The sequence below is a fragment of the Streptomyces sp. NPDC001852 genome (assembly GCF_042891825.1).
GTDB lineage: Bacteria > Actinomycetota > Actinomycetes > Streptomycetales > Streptomycetaceae > Streptomyces.
The window spans coordinates 152,556-169,868 of sequence record NZ_JBIATN010000005.1 but is presented as its reverse complement, the minus strand read 5'-3'; the positions used below and the strand labels follow the sequence as shown (position 1 = coordinate 169,868).

The 17,313-nt window shown below is 70.2% G+C and carries 18 protein-coding genes; 10 read left to right on the top strand and 8 right to left on the bottom strand.

From position 1 onward, the window contains the following. The first annotated feature begins 162 nt into the window (after nucleotides 1-162). Nucleotides 163-741, top strand: coding sequence for a TetR/AcrR family transcriptional regulator (locus ACFYZB_RS11040; protein WP_388756913.1), 579 nt, complete (start codon nucleotides 163-165; stop codon nucleotides 739-741). 22 nt (nucleotides 742-763) lie between these two features. Here ACFYZB_RS11040 and ACFYZB_RS11035 read toward each other — a convergent pair whose 3' ends face one another. Then, nucleotides 764-1,279 (bottom strand): hypothetical protein, encoded by a 516-nt coding sequence (locus ACFYZB_RS11035; RefSeq protein WP_388756910.1) that lies wholly within the window; start codon nucleotides 1,277-1,279, stop codon nucleotides 764-766. Nucleotides 1,280-1,408: 129 nt separating this feature from the next. On the opposite strand from ACFYZB_RS11035, the gene ACFYZB_RS11030 reads away from it, so the two are divergent. Then, nucleotides 1,409-1,753 (top strand): cupin domain-containing protein, encoded by a 345-nt coding sequence (locus ACFYZB_RS11030; protein WP_351215420.1) that lies wholly within the window; start codon nucleotides 1,409-1,411, stop codon nucleotides 1,751-1,753. 8 nt (nucleotides 1,754-1,761) lie between these two features. On the opposite strand, the gene ACFYZB_RS11025 is transcribed toward ACFYZB_RS11030, so the two are convergent. Further along, on the bottom strand, nucleotides 1,762-2,343 hold the full coding sequence (locus ACFYZB_RS11025; protein ID WP_388756907.1) for a poly-gamma-glutamate hydrolase family protein: 582 nt from the start codon (nucleotides 2,341-2,343) through the stop codon (nucleotides 1,762-1,764). A gap of 13 nt (nucleotides 2,344-2,356) precedes the next feature. Then, on the bottom strand, nucleotides 2,357-3,388 hold the full coding sequence (locus ACFYZB_RS11020) for a LacI family DNA-binding transcriptional regulator (RefSeq protein WP_388756904.1): 1,032 nt from the start codon (nucleotides 3,386-3,388) through the stop codon (nucleotides 2,357-2,359). Between the two features lie 110 nt (nucleotides 3,389-3,498). Between ACFYZB_RS11020 and ACFYZB_RS11015 the strand changes: the two genes are divergently transcribed. The 3 genes from ACFYZB_RS11015 to ACFYZB_RS11005 all read left to right on the top strand — a co-directional run bounded on the left by ACFYZB_RS11015 (nucleotide 3,499) and on the right by ACFYZB_RS11005 (nucleotide 6,543). After that, nucleotides 3,499-4,665, top strand: coding sequence for a phytanoyl-CoA dioxygenase family protein (locus tag ACFYZB_RS11015; protein WP_388756901.1), 1,167 nt, complete (start codon nucleotides 3,499-3,501; stop codon nucleotides 4,663-4,665). A 15-nt stretch (nucleotides 4,666-4,680) separates the two neighbouring features. Then, nucleotides 4,681-5,469, top strand: coding sequence for an SDR family oxidoreductase (locus ACFYZB_RS11010; protein ID WP_388756898.1), 789 nt, complete (start codon nucleotides 4,681-4,683; stop codon nucleotides 5,467-5,469). Between the two features lie 69 nt (nucleotides 5,470-5,538). Beyond that, nucleotides 5,539-6,543 carry a Gfo/Idh/MocA family oxidoreductase gene (locus tag ACFYZB_RS11005; RefSeq protein ID WP_388756895.1) on the top strand — a complete coding sequence of 335 codons (1,005 nt, stop codon included), beginning with the start codon at nucleotides 5,539-5,541 and terminating at the stop codon, nucleotides 6,541-6,543. Nucleotides 6,544-6,591: 48 nt separating this feature from the next. Here the strand turns inward: ACFYZB_RS11005 and ACFYZB_RS11000 are convergent, their stop codons facing one another. From ACFYZB_RS11000 to ACFYZB_RS10980, 5 genes are all read right to left on the bottom strand, one after another. Next, nucleotides 6,592-6,786, bottom strand: coding sequence for a hypothetical protein (locus tag ACFYZB_RS11000; protein WP_388756892.1), 195 nt, complete (start codon nucleotides 6,784-6,786; stop codon nucleotides 6,592-6,594). Between the two features lie 93 nt (nucleotides 6,787-6,879). Then, nucleotides 6,880-7,788, bottom strand: a complete 909-nt coding sequence (locus tag ACFYZB_RS10995) for a sugar phosphate isomerase/epimerase (protein WP_351215434.1) — start codon at nucleotides 7,786-7,788, stop codon at nucleotides 6,880-6,882. Between the two features lie 2 nt (nucleotides 7,789-7,790). Further along, entirely contained in the window at nucleotides 7,791-8,702 is a 912-nt protein-coding gene (locus ACFYZB_RS10990) for an ATP-binding cassette domain-containing protein (protein WP_351215436.1), read from the bottom strand. 4 nt (nucleotides 8,703-8,706) lie between these two features. Then, a complete protein-coding gene (locus ACFYZB_RS10985) occupies nucleotides 8,707-9,783 on the bottom strand; it encodes an ABC transporter permease (RefSeq protein WP_388756888.1) in 1,077 nt (358 codons plus the stop codon). Further along, complete coding sequence (locus ACFYZB_RS10980) at nucleotides 9,783-10,802, bottom strand: sugar ABC transporter substrate-binding protein (RefSeq protein ID WP_351215440.1); 1,020 nt, start codon at nucleotides 10,800-10,802, stop codon at nucleotides 9,783-9,785. The genes ACFYZB_RS10985 and ACFYZB_RS10980 overlap by 1 nt, the downstream gene beginning before the upstream one ends. A gap of 179 nt (nucleotides 10,803-10,981) precedes the next feature. Here ACFYZB_RS10980 and ACFYZB_RS10975 point away from each other — a divergent pair, with 179 nt between their 5' ends. From ACFYZB_RS10975 to ACFYZB_RS10955, 5 genes are all read left to right on the top strand, one after another. Further along, nucleotides 10,982-11,773: a GntR family transcriptional regulator gene (locus tag ACFYZB_RS10975; RefSeq protein WP_388756885.1), complete on the top strand. Its 792-nt coding sequence runs from the start codon at nucleotides 10,982-10,984 to the stop codon at nucleotides 11,771-11,773. Nucleotides 11,774-12,074: 301 nt separating this feature from the next. Further along, nucleotides 12,075-13,388 (top strand): ABC transporter substrate-binding protein, encoded by a 1,314-nt coding sequence (locus ACFYZB_RS10970; protein ID WP_388756881.1) that lies wholly within the window; start codon nucleotides 12,075-12,077, stop codon nucleotides 13,386-13,388. A gap of 8 nt (nucleotides 13,389-13,396) precedes the next feature. Then, complete coding sequence (locus ACFYZB_RS10965; RefSeq protein ID WP_388756878.1) at nucleotides 13,397-14,377, top strand: carbohydrate ABC transporter permease; 981 nt, start codon at nucleotides 13,397-13,399, stop codon at nucleotides 14,375-14,377. After that, a complete protein-coding gene (locus ACFYZB_RS10960) occupies nucleotides 14,374-15,267 on the top strand; it encodes a carbohydrate ABC transporter permease (protein ID WP_055708773.1) in 894 nt (297 codons plus the stop codon). The genes ACFYZB_RS10965 and ACFYZB_RS10960 overlap by 4 nt, the downstream gene beginning before the upstream one ends. Before the next feature lie 33 nt (nucleotides 15,268-15,300). Then, on the top strand, nucleotides 15,301-17,313 hold the full coding sequence (locus tag ACFYZB_RS10955) for a beta-galactosidase (protein ID WP_388756874.1): 2,013 nt from the start codon (nucleotides 15,301-15,303) through the stop codon (nucleotides 17,311-17,313).

Sequence of the window (17,313 nt, the reverse complement as noted above, 5' to 3'; positions counted from 1 at the left end):
GATGGGCGAGAGGGGCATTCCTGCCGGGCACGTCTGCCCAGGGCGGAGCGGCCCCCGCGCTGCTAAAGTGGAGGTACCCCTCCACTCTAGCGGAGGCACACCTCCGGTTCAATCGAACCGGATGCGTTCCTCCGGTTCATCGATTCCCTCTGGGAGGCACCAGTGACGGCCACGCCGTTCCCCGTCGGCGAGATCGTGGCGGCCCGCCGGCCGCACCGCAAGGACGCCGCCCGCAACTACGACGCCCTCCTCGCCGCCGCCCGCGAGGCGTTCGCCGAGCACGGCTCGGACGCCTCCCTGGAGGACATCGCCCGCCGCGCGGGCGTCGGCATCGGCACGTTGTACCGGAACTTCCCCACCCGCCGTGACCTCTTCGAGAGCGTCTACGCCGACGAGGTCAACGCCCTGTGCGGGGCGGCCGTGGAGGTCGCGGACCTCGAGCCGTGGGAGGCGCTGACGGCCTGGCTGGACCGCTTCGCCGGCTACATGGTCACCAAGCGCGCGGTGCGCGAGGCGCTGAACGACGAGTCGGAGATCTTCCAGACCTGCCGCGACTCGATGTACGCCGCCGGGGGCCCGCTCCTGGAGCGCGCCCAGCACGCGGGCGTGGCCCGGCCGGACATGGACTTCGTCGACCTGCTGCGGATGGTCGCCGGCATCACCGCCACGGCCTTCGACGACGACGCCCAGCGCGACCGGGTTCTCGCCATCGCGCTGGACGGCGTACGCACCGCCCGCTGAGCACGCTCTCGGCAGGACCCGCCTACTTGATGAGCGCGTTCGCCACCACCACGATCACGCCGAGCAGCGCGTCGCCCATCCCCATGAGGACGGCCATCGGCCAACTCCGGGAGGACCAGCGGGCGGTGATCAGGCCGAGGGCGAAGAGGATCCCGATGTTGAGGGCGAACACCGGGTACTCGACGCCGTTCGGCGGCCACCAGCCCCAGCCCGCGCCCGCGAGCAGGAAGACCGTGGGCAGCACGGCCGTGACCAGCGGCCACTCGTCCCGCAGCGTGCGCATCACGTCCCAGCGGCTGTACGGGGCGCGTTCGGCGATGTAGTGGGCGTAGCCGTGCGCGAGGGCGGAGGCGAGGGCGGTCACCAGGAGCCACACGGCGTCGTAGCGGCGGCCGGCGGCGGTCGTACGGCCGTACTGGCTGAGCGCCGCCACCATCGAGCTGGCGAGGACGGCGCCGTACACGCCGCCGAACAGGACGGCCTCGCGTGTGTCGTGCCGCCGGGGCGGTGCCGGGCCGGCCGCGGTGGACTCGGACATGTTCCCCACGGTCACCCGTGCCGCGCCTCCCCGCCAGTCCGCACGGACCGACGAACTGTCCTCCCACCAGCCCCGATGCCCCACACACTGTCGGCTTCGGCGCGTCTCGGCGCTGGCTAGGCTCGCCGCATGACGCACAGCTTCGCGCTCCACATCCCCGACGCCGACCTCGAACCCGAGCCCCTCGAGCCGGAACAGATCGTCTCCGGCGACCCCGAGGTCACCGGGAAGGTGGTCTGGGAGTCTCCGGACGGCCGGCAGATCCGTGGCATCTGGCAGATCACGCCGGGCGTGGTCACCGACACCGAGGCCGACGAACTGTTCGTCGTGATCAGCGGCCGCGCGACGGTCGAGGTCGAGGACGGGCCGACGCTGACGGTGGGGCCGGGCGACATGGCGGTGCTGCGTGCGGGCGACCGTACGACATGGACCGTGCACGAGACGCTGCGCAAGGCTTACGCGATCAACCTGTGAGGACCGGCTCAGGCCGAGCTCAGCCCCTTGACCCCGGCGGTCAGCGCGTCGACCACCGCCCCCGGCGGAGTGTTCGCCTCCCCGCTCGTGCGGGCCAGGAGCGGCAGTTCCACCTGGACTCCGCCGAGGCGCGTCAGGTTGACCGGGTTCCTGGGGTGCACGCCGCGCAGGTCCGCCGGGATCTCCATCAGGTCGGTCACGGCCGGGAACTGCGGGATCCCGGCGGCGAGCGCCTCGGCGAGGACGCGGGCCGCGTCCCGGTTGCCGCCGCCGAGGTAGACGGTGTGCGGCGCCTCGGGGCGCATGTGGCCGTGCAGCGAGACCGTGAGCGCGACCCGCTCCAGGAACTCCCGCAGGAGTGCGCAGTGGTCGACCGCCATGCGCGGGGACGGGATGTGGACGGGCCGCCGTACCCCCGGCTGGGTGAAGACGAGGCTGGTGGCGCCGCAGCGGTGCGCGACGGTCCGGGCCAGTTCGGCGGTGCCGCCCTCGTTGCTGCCGTGCAGGGCCAGCAGACCGATCCCGTTGCCCGGTACGAGGGTCGCGACCAGCGGTGTGCCCTCGATCTCCACGTGCTCGGTGCGTGTCACCGCCGTATCCTCCTCACTCGGCCGTCTGCGCCGGCATGTTGTACGGCGTCACGACCTGGATCGCCGAGGGCAGCAGCGGTCCGGCGGGGGGCAGGGCGCCGTGGAAGCGCATCACCGCGTGGCAGGCCTCCCGCAGATCGTGCCGCAGGTCGTGGTGGAGCACGGCGGACAGCCGGTGCTCGCGCAGCAGTCGCGTGTTGTCGCGGTCGAGGTCGTGGGCGATGAACACCGCGCAGGCCCGGCCGAGGTCGGCGAAGGCGCGCAGGGTGGCGTCGTTGCCGCCGCCGATGGAGTACACGGCCCGGATCTCCGGGTCCCGTTCCAGGGCGGCGCGCACCAGGTCGTACTGGGTGGCGTCCAGGCCCTGCCCCTCGGCGATCTCCACCAGGGTGCGCTGCGGATGCCGGGCCCGCATCACGCTCCGGAACCCCATCTCGCGCTCCTCCTCGTTGCGGAAGAAGCCGCTGCTCAGGCTGGTGAGGACATGGCCGGGCCGGTCGCCGAGCCACTGGCCCGTCAGATAGGCGGCGGTGGCGCCGGCGGCCCGGTTGTCGCTGCCGACGTAGCCGATCCGGCCGCTGGCGGGCAGATCGGTGACCAGGGTGACGACCGGGATGCCGGCCGCGGTGAGCCGGCCGACGGCGGCGGTGAGCTCGGGGACGTCCGGCGCCTTGAGGATCACGCCCTGGGAGCCGCGCCGGGCGATCCGGTCCAGCGTCCCGACCTGCTCGGCGGCCGGGCCGGTCTCGCGGAAGTGGAAGCGCGAGCGCACCACCGCCGGGTGCAGGGAGGGCAGTTCGGCCTCCAGGGCCGCGCGGACGGCGGTGCTGAACCGCTCGGGCGCCTGGACCACGATGTCGACCATGAACGTACGGCCGACCAGCCGCACCTGGGTGCGCTGCCGGTCGAGGTCGGCGATGGCCCGGTGCACCTCCTGCGCGGTGCTCTCGCGCACCCCTCCCCTGCCGTTGAGCACGCGGTCCACCGTGGCCTCGCTGAGACCCGCCTGACGTGCGATCTCCCGGATCGGGAACGGGTGCCCCATGGGCCGGCTCCTTGAGGGGTTTTTGATGGCTGGCTGCTGGTTGTTGGAGGGGTTTGTCATGACAAGAATGACAGGACCGCGCCGCTCCTGTGACCGAAAGAGGGACACCGATGTCCGTCGCCGCCGTACCGGGCCGTACCTGGCTGTCCGAGCCGGACTGCGATCCGGCCGCCTTCCGCACCCTGATCGACCGGACCACCCGCCTCGCGGACCACCCGCACGCCGCCTCGGTGACGGAGAACGTCCTGGTGTACGAGGGTGAGCGGCTGCGGGCGGCCGATGACCGGCGGGCGTTGGCGGCGGAACTGGTACGCGCCCTGTCCGACGGCCCCGGGATCGTGGTCGTCCGTGGGGCGTTCCCCGACCCGGAGGTCGTCGACCGGGTCACGGCCGTGTTCGAGGCGCTGATCGCCGAACAGCGGGCGTCCGGGGCAGGCGCCGGTGACCACTTCGCCAAGCCGGGCGCCAACGACCGGGTGTGGAACGCGCTGGAGAAGACGGCCCTGTACGACCCGGAGGCGTTCGCCGACTACTACGCGAACGACGTCCTGGCCCTGGTCTCCGCGGCCTGGCTGGGACCCGGCTACCAGGTGACGTCGCAGGTCAACGTGGTGAACCCGGGCGGCGCTGGGCAGACCGCGCACCGGGACTACCACCTCGGCTTCCTGAGCAACGCGGCCGCGGCCGCCTACCCGGCCCATGTGCACCGGCTCTCCCCGGTGCTCACGCTCCAGGGCGCGGTCGCCCACTGCGACATGCCGGTGGAATCGGGACCGACGCTCTATCTGCCGTACTCGCAGCGGTACGAGCCGGGCTATCTGGCGTGGCGGCTCCCCGAGTTCCAGGCGTGCTTCGAGGCGCACCATGTGCAGCTCCCGCTCGCCAAGGGTGACGCGGCCTTCTTCAACCCAGCGCTCTTCCACGCCGCCGGCACCAACCGCACGGCGGACGTGCGGCGCACGGCCAACCTGCTCCAGGTGTCCTCCGCCTTCGGGCGCGCGATGGAGGCGGTGGACCGTGAGGCGGTGGCGAACGCGGTGTTCCCGGTGCTGTCGCGGCGCGCGGCCGAGGGGGCCGGCGAGGCGTGGCTGGAGAACGTGATCGCGGCGAGCGCCGAGGGCTACCCCTTCCCGACCAATCTCGACAGCGACCCGCCGGTCGACGGCCTGGCCCCGCCCGCGCAGGCGGACGTGCTGCGGCGGGCGGTGCGTGAGAGGTGGTCCCCGGAGCGGCTCCGTGCGGAGCTGCGGGCCGGTACCGAACGACGAGCCGGCTGAGGAAGGCCGACATTCATGGGACTTCTCGACGGACTTCTCCGGGACAAGATCGTCCTGGTCAACGGCGGCAGCCAGGGGCTCGGTGCCGCGATCGCGCGGGCGGCCGTCCGGGAGGGCGCCGTCGTGGCGGTCACCGGCCGCCGTACGGAGCCGGGTGAGGCGCTGGTCGCCGAGCTGGCCTCGGCCGGTGCCGAGGCGATGTTCGTGCGCGCCGATCTGGCGGACGCCGAGCAGGCCGGGGCGGCGGTCGCCGAGGTGGTGGACGCCCACGGCCGCATCGACTGCCTGGTGAACTCCGCCGGGCTGACCTCCCGCGGCACGCTGCTGGACACCACCCCGGAGCTGTTCGACGCGCACATCGCGATCAACCTCAAGGGGCCGTTCTTCGCGATGCAGGCGGCGGTCGCCGACATGGTGGCCCGCAAGGCGCCCGGCACGATCGTCAACATCATCACCTCCTCGGCGCACGGCGGTCAGGCGTTCCTGGCGCCGTACGTCGCCGCCAAGGCGGGCCTCGCGGGCCTGACCCGCAACGCGGCGCACGCCCACCGCTGGGACCGGATCCGGATCAACGGACTGAACATCGGCTGGACCGCGACGGAGGGCGAGGACGCCACCCAGCGCGCCTTCCACGGCGCCGGCGACGACTGGCGCGAGCAGGCCGCGGCGAAGCTGCCGATGGGCAGGCTGGGCCAACCGGACGAGATCGCCGACTTCGTGGTGTTCCTGCTGTCCGACCGGTCCGGGGTGGTGACCGGGTCGGTGATCGACTGGGACCAGAACGTGCTCGGCGGTCTCGACTGAATCTCCCTCTCCGCTCGTCACCGTAGGAACTTCCTCGTCTCCACAGGAACTGCAAGGAGCCTCATCCCCATGCGCATCGGAATCCTCGGCCTCGGCCGCATCGGCGCCTTCCACGCCGAGACCCTCTCCGGACTGGACGCCGTCGAGTCGCTCGTCGTCACCGACCCGTTCGCGGACGCGGCCAAGGCCGCCGCCGAGCGGTTCGGTGCCGAGGTCGTGGACTCGCCGGAGGCACTGCTGGCCGCCGGCGTGGACGGCATCGTGGTGGCGGCCGCGACCGACGCCCACCCCGCCCTGATCCTGGCCGGCGTCGAGGCCGGCATCCCGGTCTTCTGCGAGAAGCCCGTCGCGAAGACGATGAGCGAGGGTGTCGAGGTGCTGCGGGCCGTCCGGGGCAGCGACGTGCCGATCCAGATCGGCTACAACCGCCGCTTCGACGCGGGCTTCACCGCCGCGCGGGCCGCCGTACAGGCGGGCGAGCTGGGCAAGCTGCACACGGTCCGCTCCACGACCCTGGACCCGGCGCCGCCGCCGGCCGCGTACGTCGCCGCCTCCGGTGGCATCTTCCGCGACTGCTCGGTGCACGACTTCGACATCATCCGCTGGGTGACGGGCCGCGAGGTCACCGAGGTGTACGCGGTCGGCGGCAACCGGGGCGCCGACTACATCAGGGCCGCGGGCGACGCGGACACCACCGGAGCGATCCTCACCCTGGACGACGGCACCATCGCGGTCGTCTCCAACTCCCGCCACAACGCCCGGGGTTACGACGTCCGCATGGAGCTCCACGGCTTCGCCGACTCCATCGCGGTCGGCCTGGAGGACAAGCTCCCGCTGCGCTCGGTCGAACCCGGCGTGACCTTCCCGTCCGGCAGGCCGCACGACTTCTTCATGGACCGCTTCGCCGACGCCTACCGCGCCGAACTCACCGCGTTCACCGAGGTCGTGGCCGGCACCCGCCCCTCCCCCTGCACCGTCGAGGACGCCCTGGAGGCGGGCTGGATCGCCGAGGCCTGCACCCTGTCCCTCCAGGAGCACCGGCCGGTGACGATCGCGGAGGTCCGGCAGGCCTGAGAGACACGGGCGGCGCCGGGCGTAGGTGCCCGGCGCCGCATCCCTGTCTCAGCCGCAGTAACGGATCAGCCACTCGTCGGGGTTGTAGGTGTCCCGCGCCGGGTCGGGCAAGGTGGCCGGCCTGGTCTCGACCATGTCCTCGGGGCGTGTCCGCTCGGGCAGCGTGCCGAAGCGGTCGTGGCGCAGGAGGGCCGGGTCGGTCGTGTCCCGGGCCGCCTTGCGGGTTTCGGTGCGGTGTGTCATCTCGTCCTCCCGTCTGCGCGGACGTCCCCCGTCGTCGTGCACAACGCCCGCGTGCCCCCGGTTGGTTCCCGGGGGCACGCGGGCGGAATCCTGTCAGGCTCCGCAGGAACGCAGGAACCGCCGCGTTCGCACCGCGATCGGCAGGGGCTTGTCCGGCTCGCACGGATACATGTCCTGCTCGACGATCGCGAACAGTTCCACGCCCAGCCGCTGCGCGGCCTCCAGGACGGGCCCCAGTTCGGGGACGCCGGAAGGCGGTTCACACATCACTCCGCGCTGCACCGCCGGCCCGAACGGCACCTCGCCCGCGATCACCTCGGCGAGGACGTCCGGGTCGACCTGCTTGAGGTGCAGGTAGCCGATGCGCTCGCCGTAGGTCTCGATGAGCTTGACGCTGTCCCCGCCGCAGTAGGCGTAGTGCCCGGTGTCCAGGCACAGGTTGACCAGCTCGGTGTCGGTCGAGTCCAGGAAGCGCTCGACGTGGGCCTCGGTGTCGATGTGGGTGTCGGCGTGCGGGTGGACCACGATGTCCAGGCCGTACGTCTCCTTGACCTCGTGGCCGAGCCGTTCCATGCCCTTGGTCAGGTGCGCCCACTGCTCGGCGGTCAGCTCCGGCGGCTCCAGGATCTCGGCGGTCTTGTCGTCCCGCCAGAAGGACGGGATGACCACCAGGTGCCGCGCGCCCATCGCCTGGGTGAGCGCGGCGACCTGGCTGACGTGCGCCCAGGTCTCCGCCCAGACGGACGGGCCGCGGTGCATGCCGGTGAAGACCGTGCCCGCGGAGACCTTGAGGTTCCGCCGGGCCACCTCGTCCCCGAGGCGCGCGGGGTCGGTGGGAAGGTAGCCGTAGGGGCCGAGTTCGATCCACTCGTAGCCGGCCTCGGACACTTCGTCGAGGAAGCGTTCCCAGGGCACCTGCCGCGGGTCGTGGGGGAACCACACGCCCCAGGAGTCGGGGGCCGAACCGACCCGGATGCGGTCCAGCGGGGTGGGGGTGGCCATGGTCAGGGGGTTCCTTCCGCAGAGGGCGCGACGGGTGCGGTGAGGTCGCTCTCCTCCGGCAGTTCCTCGGTGTCGACGCCGCGCACCTGGGCCAACTCGTGTTTGAGGGCGGCAAGTTCGGCGCCGCCGGCCATGTGGTTGGTCAGTTCCTCCAGGCTGACCTCGCTGCGGGAGGCGGACAGTTCCAGGGTGCCCAGGCGCAGGACGCTGAAGTGGTCGCCGACCATGTAGGCGTGGTGGGGGTTGTGGGTGATGAAGATGACGCCGAGGCCGCGGTCGCGAGCGGCGGCGATGTACTTCAGCACCACACCGGACTGCTTGACGCCGAGGGCGGCGGTGGGCTCGTCCAGGATCAGCACCCGGGCGCCGAAGTAGACGGCGCGGGCGATGGCCACGCACTGGCGCTGACCGCCGGAGAGGGTGCCGATGGGCTGCTCCAGGTCGTCCAGGACGATGCCCATGTTCCGCAGCTCCTGGTCGGCGGTCTTCTTCATCCCGGCGATGTCGAGCCGGCGGAGAGGCCAGGGGCCCTTGGTCGTCTCCGAGCCGAGGAAGAAGTTCCGCCACACCGGCATCAGGGGGACGGTGGCGAGGTCCTGGTAGACCGCCGCGATGCCCTTGTCCAGGGCCTCGCGCGGGCTGGAGAACCGCACCGGGGCGCCGTCGACGAGGAACTCGCCCTCGGTGTGCTGGTGCAGCCCGGAGACGATCTTGATGAGGGTGGACTTGCCGGCGCCGTTGTCGCCCAGCACACAGGTGACCTGGCCGGCGTGCACCCTCAGGTCGACGCCGTGCAGGGCGCGGATGTTGCCGTAGGACTTGCCCGCCCCGCGCAGCTCGACCAGCAACCCGTCCTGCTGGGGCACGGCGTCCTGGACGACCGCGCCGTGGGTTCCGGATGTGTTGTCAGTCATCGGTTTACCTCCGGGTCGCCGTGCGCTGGACCCACAGATTGATCAGGACGGCGCCGAGCAGCATCACGCCCAGGAAGGCCTTGAACCAGTCGGGGTTCCAGCCGGCGTAGACGATGCCCTGGTTGACCATGCCGAACATGAAGGCACCGAAGACCGGGCCGATCGCCGACCCGGCGCCGCCGGTGAGCAGACATCCGCCGATGACGGCCGCCGCGATGTAGATCAGCTCCTGGCCCACCCCCTCGCCGGACTGCACGGTGTTGAAGGAGAACAGGTTGTGCATGCCGATGAACCAGGCACCGAACCCGACCAGCATGAACAGCGAGATCTTGGTGAAGGTCACCGGGACACCGACGGCCCGCGCGCTCTCCTTGTTGCCGCCGACCGCGAAGATCCAGTTGCCGTACCTGGTGCGCAGCAGCACCCAGGTGGCCAGCGCCGCGAACACCAGCCACCACACCACCGTGATCTTCACCTGGACCCCGCCCACGTCGAACGAGGAGGCGAAGACCTTCCTGGCCTGGTCGAAGCCGTCCATGTCGCTGATGTCGTCGGTGGCGACGTTGCCGGTGACCAGCTTGGTCACGGCCAGGTTCACGCCTTGCAGGATCAGGAAGGTGCCCAGCGTGATCAGGAAGCTGGGCAAGCCGGTCCTGACCACCATCCAGCCGTTGAAGAACCCGATCGCCAGCGACACGACCAGGGCGACGATCACCCCGGTCCAGACGTTCAGCGTCAGCTGGTAACTGAGCATGCTGGCGGTCAGTGCCGAGGAGATCACCGCGACGCCGGCCGACAGGTCGAACTCGCCGCCGATCATCAGCAGGGCGACCGGCAGGGCCATGATCCCGATGGTCGAGGACTGGTAGAGGATCGTGGCCATCGAGCTGCCCTGGCGGACCGAGGGCGCGACGATCAGGAAGAAGACCAGTACGGCGGCGGCGCCGAGGAAGACGCCCACCTCGGGCCGGGCCAGCAGCCGCAGTGCCAGCGGGCGGCGTGCGGTGCGGCCGTCGGTCTGCCCGGGTCCGGCCGCCGGCGGCCTGCCGAGGGCCGGTTCAGCCTGCTGGGCCATGCTCATCACCGGGTCCCCTTCGCGGCGAACTCGGCGACCTTGTCGACGTTGGACTTGTCGACGAAGGCCGGGCCGGTCAGCACCGGCTGGACACCGCCGCCGCTGTAGTTGCCGTTGTACTTGTAGAGCCACAGCGCGTCGACCGCCAGGTAGCCCTGCAGATAGGGCTGCTGGTCGACGGCGAACTCGATCGAGCCGTTCTGGACGGCCTTCACGAGGTCTTTGTTCAGGTCGAAGGTGGCCACCTTGGCCTTGCTGCCCGCGTCGCCCAGCGACTGCACCGCCGTGAGCGCGAACGGGGCGCCGAGGGTGACGACGGTGTCGATGGAGCTGTCCTGCTTCAGCTTGGCCGTGATGGTCGACTTCACGGACGGCATGTCGGTGCCGTTCACATACAGCGTCTCAGTGGTGCCCTTGAACGTCTTCTTCACCCCGTCGCAGCGCTGGGTGAGGCCCACGTTGCCCTGCTCCTGGATGACACAGACGACCTTCTTGGCGCCGGTGGTGTTCAGCTTGTCGCCGAACGCCTCGCCCGCCACGCTCTCGTCCTGCCCGAAGAACTCCAGCAGGCCGAGCTTCTTCCAGTCGCTCAGCCCGGAGTTCAGGCCGACCACGGGTATGCCGGACTGCTCCGCCTTGCCGATGACGCTCTTCATCGCGTCCGGCTTGGCCAGGGTGACGGCGATGCCGTCGACCTTCTGGTCGATCGCGTTCTGCACCAGGTTCGCCTGGTTGCCGGCGTTGGGGTCGGCGGAGTAGACGAGCTTGACGTTGTCCTTGGCGGCGGCGGCCTCGGCGCCCTTGCGGACGGTGTCCCAGAAGGTGTCGCCGGGCGCCTGGTGCGTGACCAGGGCGACGGTCATGCGCGGGGTGTCGGCCTTGCCCGCCGAGGCGTTCTGGGCCGCCTCCTCGGCCTTCTTGCCGCCATGGCTGCTGGAACAGCCGGCGAGGGTCAGGGCCGCCGCGGCGGCGACCGCCACCACCGGGGCCAGTCTCCGGGAGCGGGAGGGAGAAGAGCGGTCCATCTTTCCTGCACCTCACTGTGCGTGCGACGGGGGAAGGGACGCTGATGCGTTGGGACGCGATCCAAGTCCTTGGGGGCGCCCACTGTCAATACTTTGTTAAGACATCATTTCAGAAGCAGGTCCGAATGTAAGTACAAACCATTGACACCCTCGGCCTGCGGGACCTACACCTGAGAGGCATGAGCCCAGTACACCGCACCCCACAGCGAACGGCACCGGGTGATCGCGCGGTCGACTCCCTCGGCTTCGCCCTGGACCGCACGAGCCCGGTACCGCTGTACTACCAGCTCGCCCGGCAGCTCGAGGCGGCCATCGAACACGGCACGCTGGCCCCGGGCAACCTCCTGGGCAACGAGGTCGACCTCTCCGTACGCCTCGGCCTGTCCCGGCCCACCGTGCGCCAGGCGATCCAGTCCCTGGTCGACAAGGGGCTGCTGGTGCGCCGCCGCGGCGTGGGCACGCAGGTCGTGCACAGCAAGGTGAGGCGGCCACTGGAACTCAGCAGCCTCTACGACGACCTGGAGTCGGCCGGGCAGGGCCCGACCACCCGGGTGCTGCGCAACGAACGGGTCCCGGCGGGCGCGGAGGTGGCCGCGGCCCTCGGCGTGGCGGAGGGCGCCGAGGTCGTCGTGCTGGAGCGGCTGCGCCGCACCCACGGCCACCCCGTGGCGTTCCTGTGCAACCACCTGCCGGCCTCACTCCTCGAACTCCCCACGCCGCAGCTGGAGTCGACGGGGCTGTACCGCATGATGCGGTCCGCCGGGATCGTCCTGCACAGCGCCCGCCAGTCCGTCGGCGCCCGCAGCGCGACGGCCGAGGAGGGTGCCCTGCTGGACGAGCAGGAGGGCGCGGCCCTGCTCACCATGCGGCGCACCGCGTACGACGTCACGGGGCGGCCGGTGGAGTACGGCAGCCATGTGTACCGGGCATCGAGATACGCCTTCGACTTCCAACTGCTGGTCCGCGCCTGAGCCGCGGACCGAACCCCTGGTCAGGACCCGAAGCGGAACCACCCGTGTTCACACAGCCCCCTCGGCCGCCCGCGTCGAGGGGGCTCTTGGCTCTGTGCACCGGCGAACACGCAGGTAACGGTGACGATTACGTTTCGGGCAAGAGACAGCACAGAGAGGACTGACCTATTGACTCATGAGCGGACATGGGGCTGTTATTACGCCCACGATGTTCGGTCGAGTTGGTTTCTGAGCGGTTTCGAAAACCTTTCGGTGATCAACTCATCCCCTTGACCGAGCCCTGCATTCCTCAGGAGCCGCCATGCGCCTCTCCCCCTCCGGTCTCTCCCTCCCGGGTCCCAGCCGTCGTTCGGTCCTGCGCGGAGCAGGCAGTGCCGCCCTGCTCGCCGGTGCCGGCATACCCCTGCTGTCCGCCTGCGGAGGCAGCGGTTCCGCCTCGGACCCGAAGACCGTCACCCTCGGCTCCAACGCCTCGGACGCCGTGCCGAAGAAGGCGTTCGCGGCCGTGTACGACGACTTCAAGAAGCAGTCCGGCATCACGGTCGATGTGAACACCAAGGACCACAACACCTTCCAGGAGCAGATCAACTCGTATCTGCAGGGCACGCCGGACGACGTGTTCAACTGGTTCGCCGGGTACCGCATGCAGTTCTTCGCGGCGAAGGGCCTGGCCTCGCCGATCGACGACGTCTGGGCGAAGATCGGGGACAACTTCCCCGACGCGATGAAGAAGCTCAGCAAGGGCCAGGACGGCAAGTACTACTTCGTGCCGCTGACGACGTACCCCTGGGCGATCTTCTACCGCAAGAGCGTCTTCACGCAGCACGGCTACAAGGTCCCCACCACCTGGGACGAACTCGTCGCCCTGTGCAGGCAGATGAAGAAGGACAGCCTGGTCCCGATCGCCTTCGGCGACAAGGACGCCTGGCCGGCGATGGGCACCTTCGACCAGATCAACTTCCGCCTCAACGGCTACGACTTCCACGTCCAGCTGATGGCGGGCAAGGCCTCCTGGACCGACCCCAAGGTGAAGGCCGTCTTCGACCACTGGGCCGAGCTCCTCCCCTACCACCAGGACGGCTTCATGGGCCGCACCTGGGAGGACGCCGCGCAGACGCTGGTGTCCAAGAAGGCCGGCATGTACCTCCTCGGCTCCTTCGTGGCCCAGCAGTTCACCAACAAGGCCGACCTGGACGACCTCGACTTCTTCCCCTTCCCGGAGATCAACTCCGCATACGGCCAGGACACGGTCGAGGCGCCGACCGACGGCTTCATGGTGAGCAAGTCCCCGAAGAACCACGACGGTGTCGTGAAGCTGCTGGAGTACCTGGGCAGTCCGGCTGCCGAGGAGACGTACCTCAAGACCGACCCGAGCGTGGTCGCCGCGTCGAACAAGGCCAGCACCTCCGCGTACTCGGCGCTGCAGAAGAAGGCGTTCGACATGATCGGCAACGCCAAGAGCCTCACCCAGTTCATGGACCGCGACTCCCGCCCCGACTTCACCTCCACGGTGATGCAGCCGGGCCTGCAGAAGTTCCTGCAGAACCCCAAGGACGTGGACAGCCTGCTCTCGTCCATCGAGCGGCAGAAGAAGACCATCTTCGCGTCCCAGTGAGCGGCCCGATGACGACCGACACGACCACGAAGTCCCCGGAGGCGGCCGCCGTGCCGCCTCCGGGCGCCTCGCCCGCGCGCACGCGGGCCACGCACGGCCATCGCCGCCTGCTGACCCGCCGTGACCGGTTCACGCTCGCCCTGATGGCGGGCGTGCCGACGATCCTGCACGTGCTCCTGGTGTGGGGCACCGCCATCGCCTCGATCTTCCTCGCCTTCACCACCTGGGACGGCATCGGGTTCGACTCGATCAAGTGGGTGGGCCTGGACAACTTCAAGCAACTCTTCAACGACAACCCGCAGTTCTGGCCGGCCGTCGAGCACAACATCATCTGGTTCGTCGTGCTCATCCTGATCCCGACCCCGCTCGGGCTCTTCCTCGCCGTCCAGCTGGACAAGAAGATCCGCTTCAGCCGGGTCTACCAGACCGCGTTCTTCCTGCCGGTCGTCATCTCGATGGCCTGCATCGGATTCGTCTGGCAGCTCGTCTACAACCCGGACACCGGCCTGATCAACAGCATCATCGGGGCCAACAAGCCGGGCCACTACATCGACTGGATCGGCGACCCGCACCTCAACCTGTGGGCGGTCCTGATCGCCGCGTCCTGGCGGCACACCGGCTACATGATGATCCTCTACCTCGCCGGTCTGAAGAGCGTCGACCCCTCGCTCAGGGAGGCCTCCGCGCTGGACGGCGCCAACGAGTGGCAGACGTTCAAGAGCGTCATCTTCCCCACCCTGCGCCCGACCAACACGGTCGTGCTGGTCGTCACGATCATCGAGGCGCTGCGCGCCTTCGACCTGGTCTTCGTCTTCAACAAGGGCGCCCAGGGCACCGAGTTGCTGTCGATCCTGGTCACCAACAACATCATCGGCGAGTCCAGCCGCATCGGTTACGGCTCCGCCATCGCCGTCGTCCTGCTGGTGATCTCCCTCGCGGTGATCATCCCGTATCTGATCGCCACCTTCCGGAAGGAGCGGCGCGCATGAGCAGCACCACCGTCGCGGCGCCGCTGAAGCGGCGCGCCCCGATCCGCCCGGCCCGCGTCCTGCTGCACGTCTTCCTCGCCGGCACGGCGCTGGCGTGGCTGGCACCGCTGCTGTGGGCGATCTTCTCGGCCCTGCGGCCGTACAGCGAGACCAGCGCCAAGGGCTACGTCTCCTGGCCGGACAAACTGACGTTCGAGAACTTCACGAACGCGTTCAAACAGTCGGACATGCTGCACTACTTCGGCAACACGCTGGTCATCGCGATCCCGGCCGTGCTGCTGACGCTGTTCCTGTCGTCCTGCGTGGCGTTCTACGTCGCCCGGTTCGACTTCCGGCTCAATCTGGCCCTGCTGCTGGTCTTCACGGCCGGCAACCTGCTCCCGCAACAGGTCATCATCACCCCGCTATACCGGCTGTACCTGCTGACGAACCTGCCGGGCATCACGCAGAGCGGCAAGCTGTACGACTCCGCGCTCGGCCTGGTCCTCATCCATGTGGCGTTCCAGTCCGGGTTCTGCGCGTTCGTGCTGAGCAACTACATGCGCTCGCTGCCGCACGAGCTGACCGAGGCCGCGCTGGTCGACGGCGCCTCGGTGTGGCGGCTGTACTGGCAGATCACCCTGCCGCTGTGCAAACCGGCGATGGCGGCCCTGGCGACCCTGCTGTCGATCTGGATCTACAACGACTTCTTCTGGGCGCTGGTGCTGATCTCGACGGGCCAGAACATGCCGATCACCTCGGCCCTGAACAACCTCTCCGGCCAGTACTTCACCGACCCCAACCTGGTGGCGGCGGGCTCCCTGCTGACCGCGATCCCGACCCTGATCGTGTACTTCGCGCTGCAGCGCCAGTTCGTCAGCGGGCTGACCCTGGGCTCCAACAAGGGCTGACCCGCGCGTTTCGTGAAAGAGAACCGAACCGAAGTGAAACCCACCCTGTCCGTCCCCGGTCTCGCCTACGGCGGCGACTACAACCCCGAGCAGTGGCCCGAGGAGGTGTGGGCCGAGGACATGCGCCTGATGCGCGAGGCCGGGGTGAACCTGGTGAGCGTCGGCATCTTCTCCTGGGCGCTGCTGGAGCCGTCCGAGGGCGCGTACGACTTCTCGCACCTGGACAAGGTCCTCGGCCTGCTGCACGAGAACGGCATCGCCGCCGACCTCGCCACGCCCACGGCGGCGCCTCCGGCGTGGTTCTTCCGTGCCCACCCGGAGGCGCTGCCGGTCGACCGCGACGGCCGCACCCTCTCCTACGGCAGCCGGCAGACCTTCTGCCCGTCCTCCCCCGCCTACCGCGAGGCCGCCCTGCGCATCGCGGGCGCACTCGCCGAGCGGTACGCGGACCACCCCGCGGTGCGCATGTGGCACGTGCACAACGAGTACGGCTGCCACAACGCGGCCTGCTACTGCGACACCAGCGCGGCCGCGTTCCGCCGCTGGCTGAGGGCCCGCTACGGCGACGACCTGAGAGCCCTCAACGACGCCTGGGGGACCCGGTTCTGGAGCCAGTGGTACGGCGACTGGGAGGAGATCCTGCCGCCGCGCGCCACCGGTGCCGTACCCAACCCCACCCACCAGCTCGACTGGCGCCGGTTCTGCTCCGACGAGCTGCTGTCGCTGTGCACGGCGGAACGGGACGTGCTGCGGGCGGCGGCGCCGTCGGTCCCGGCCACCACCAACTTCATGGTGATGTCCAACTTCGACGCGCTCGACTACTGGCGCTGGGCGCCGGAGCTGGACATCGTCTCCAACGACCACTACCTGATGTCCAGCGACCCGGAGTCGGAGATCGACATCGCGCTCAGCGGCGACCTGACCCGCTCCCTGGCGGGCGGGCCGTGGCTGCTGATGGAGCACTCGACCGGCGCGGTGAACTGGCAGCCCGTCAACCGGGCGAAGAAACCAGGCGAGTTGCGCCGCAACGCGCTCGCCCACGTGGCGCGCGGCGCGGACGGCGTCGCGTACTTCCAGTGGCGGCAGTCGAAGGCGGGCGCCGAGCAGTGGCACTCGGCGATGGTGCCGCACGCGGGCATCGACAGCCGGATCTGGCAGGACGTGGTCCGACTGGGCGCGGATCTGCGGGCGTTGGCGGAGGTCCGGGGCAGCACGAACCCGGCAGAGGTGGCGATCGTCTGGGACTGGGACGCCCGCTGGGCCCTGGAACTGCCCTCGCAGCCGAGCGGGGAGCTGCGCTACGCGGACCTGGTGCGGGCCTGGTACGAGCCGCTGTGGCGGTCGGGTGTGGCCGTGGACTTCGTGCGGCCACAGGCCGACCTCTCCGCCTACCGCCTGGTGCTGGTCCCGCCCCTGTACCTCGTCGACGGCACAGGGGCGGCGAACCTGACGGCGTTCACCGAGCGTGGTGGCACGCTCGCCGTGGGCTTCCACAGCGGGGCCGTGGACCAGAACTGCCATGTGCGGCTGGGTGGTTACCCGGGCGCGTTCCGCGAGGTGCTCGGCGTCCGCTCGGACGAGCCGTTCCCGCTGCTGCCCGGCGAGCGGGTCGCACTCTGCGGTGCGGTGCCGGAGGGGGCGGCGGGCACGCTGTGGTCGGAGCGGCTGCGGCTGGAGGGCGCCGAGGCGGTCGCGTCGTACGCCGACGGCCCCCTGTCCGGCGTCCCCGCGGTGACCCGCCACCCGCACGGCACCGGCGCCGCCTGGTACCTGGCCACCCTGCCGGACCCGGCCACCCTGTCCGCGCTGCTCGACCGCGTCCGGGGCGAGGCGGGAGTGGAGGCGGTGCGTACGGCCCCGCCCGGTGTGGAGGTGGTCCGCCGGCGCGGGCCGGAGGCGGACTACCTGTTCGTCATCGACCACACCGGCCGGGGCGCCGAACTCCCCGTGGCGCCGGGCTCGTTTGACCTCCTGACCGGCAAGGGGACGGCGGGCACGGTCACGGTCGCGCCGGGCGACGTGGCGGTCGTGCGGGAACCGAGGTGA

Coding starts and splice junctions, on each gene's coding strand:
- ACFYZB_RS11015 (WP_388756901.1), top strand. CDS start 3,499: ATGTCCGTCGCCGCCGTACCGGGCCGTACCTGGCTGTCCGAGCCGGAC.
- ACFYZB_RS11000 (WP_388756892.1), bottom strand. CDS start 6,786: ATGACACACCGCACCGAAACCCGCAAGGCGGCCCGGGACACGACCGAC.
- ACFYZB_RS11010 (WP_388756898.1), top strand. CDS start 4,681: ATGGGACTTCTCGACGGACTTCTCCGGGACAAGATCGTCCTGGTCAAC.
- ACFYZB_RS11035 (WP_388756910.1), bottom strand. CDS start 1,279: ATGTCCGAGTCCACCGCGGCCGGCCCGGCACCGCCCCGGCGGCACGAC.
- ACFYZB_RS11005 (WP_388756895.1), top strand. CDS start 5,539: ATGCGCATCGGAATCCTCGGCCTCGGCCGCATCGGCGCCTTCCACGCC.
- ACFYZB_RS10995 (WP_351215434.1), bottom strand. CDS start 7,788: ATGGCCACCCCCACCCCGCTGGACCGCATCCGGGTCGGTTCGGCCCCC.
- ACFYZB_RS11020 (WP_388756904.1), bottom strand. CDS start 3,388: ATGGGGCACCCGTTCCCGATCCGGGAGATCGCACGTCAGGCGGGTCTC.
- ACFYZB_RS10960 (WP_055708773.1), top strand. CDS start 14,374: ATGAGCAGCACCACCGTCGCGGCGCCGCTGAAGCGGCGCGCCCCGATC.
- ACFYZB_RS10990 (WP_351215436.1), bottom strand. CDS start 8,702: ATGACTGACAACACATCCGGAACCCACGGCGCGGTCGTCCAGGACGCC.
- ACFYZB_RS10970 (WP_388756881.1), top strand. CDS start 12,075: ATGCGCCTCTCCCCCTCCGGTCTCTCCCTCCCGGGTCCCAGCCGTCGT.
- ACFYZB_RS10985 (WP_388756888.1), bottom strand. CDS start 9,783: ATGAGCATGGCCCAGCAGGCTGAACCGGCCCTCGGCAGGCCGCCGGCG.
- ACFYZB_RS10975 (WP_388756885.1), top strand. CDS start 10,982: ATGAGCCCAGTACACCGCACCCCACAGCGAACGGCACCGGGTGATCGC.
- ACFYZB_RS10980 (WP_351215440.1), bottom strand. CDS start 10,802: ATGGACCGCTCTTCTCCCTCCCGCTCCCGGAGACTGGCCCCGGTGGTG.
- ACFYZB_RS11030 (WP_351215420.1), top strand. CDS start 1,409: ATGACGCACAGCTTCGCGCTCCACATCCCCGACGCCGACCTCGAACCC.
- ACFYZB_RS10965 (WP_388756878.1), top strand. CDS start 13,397: ATGACGACCGACACGACCACGAAGTCCCCGGAGGCGGCCGCCGTGCCG.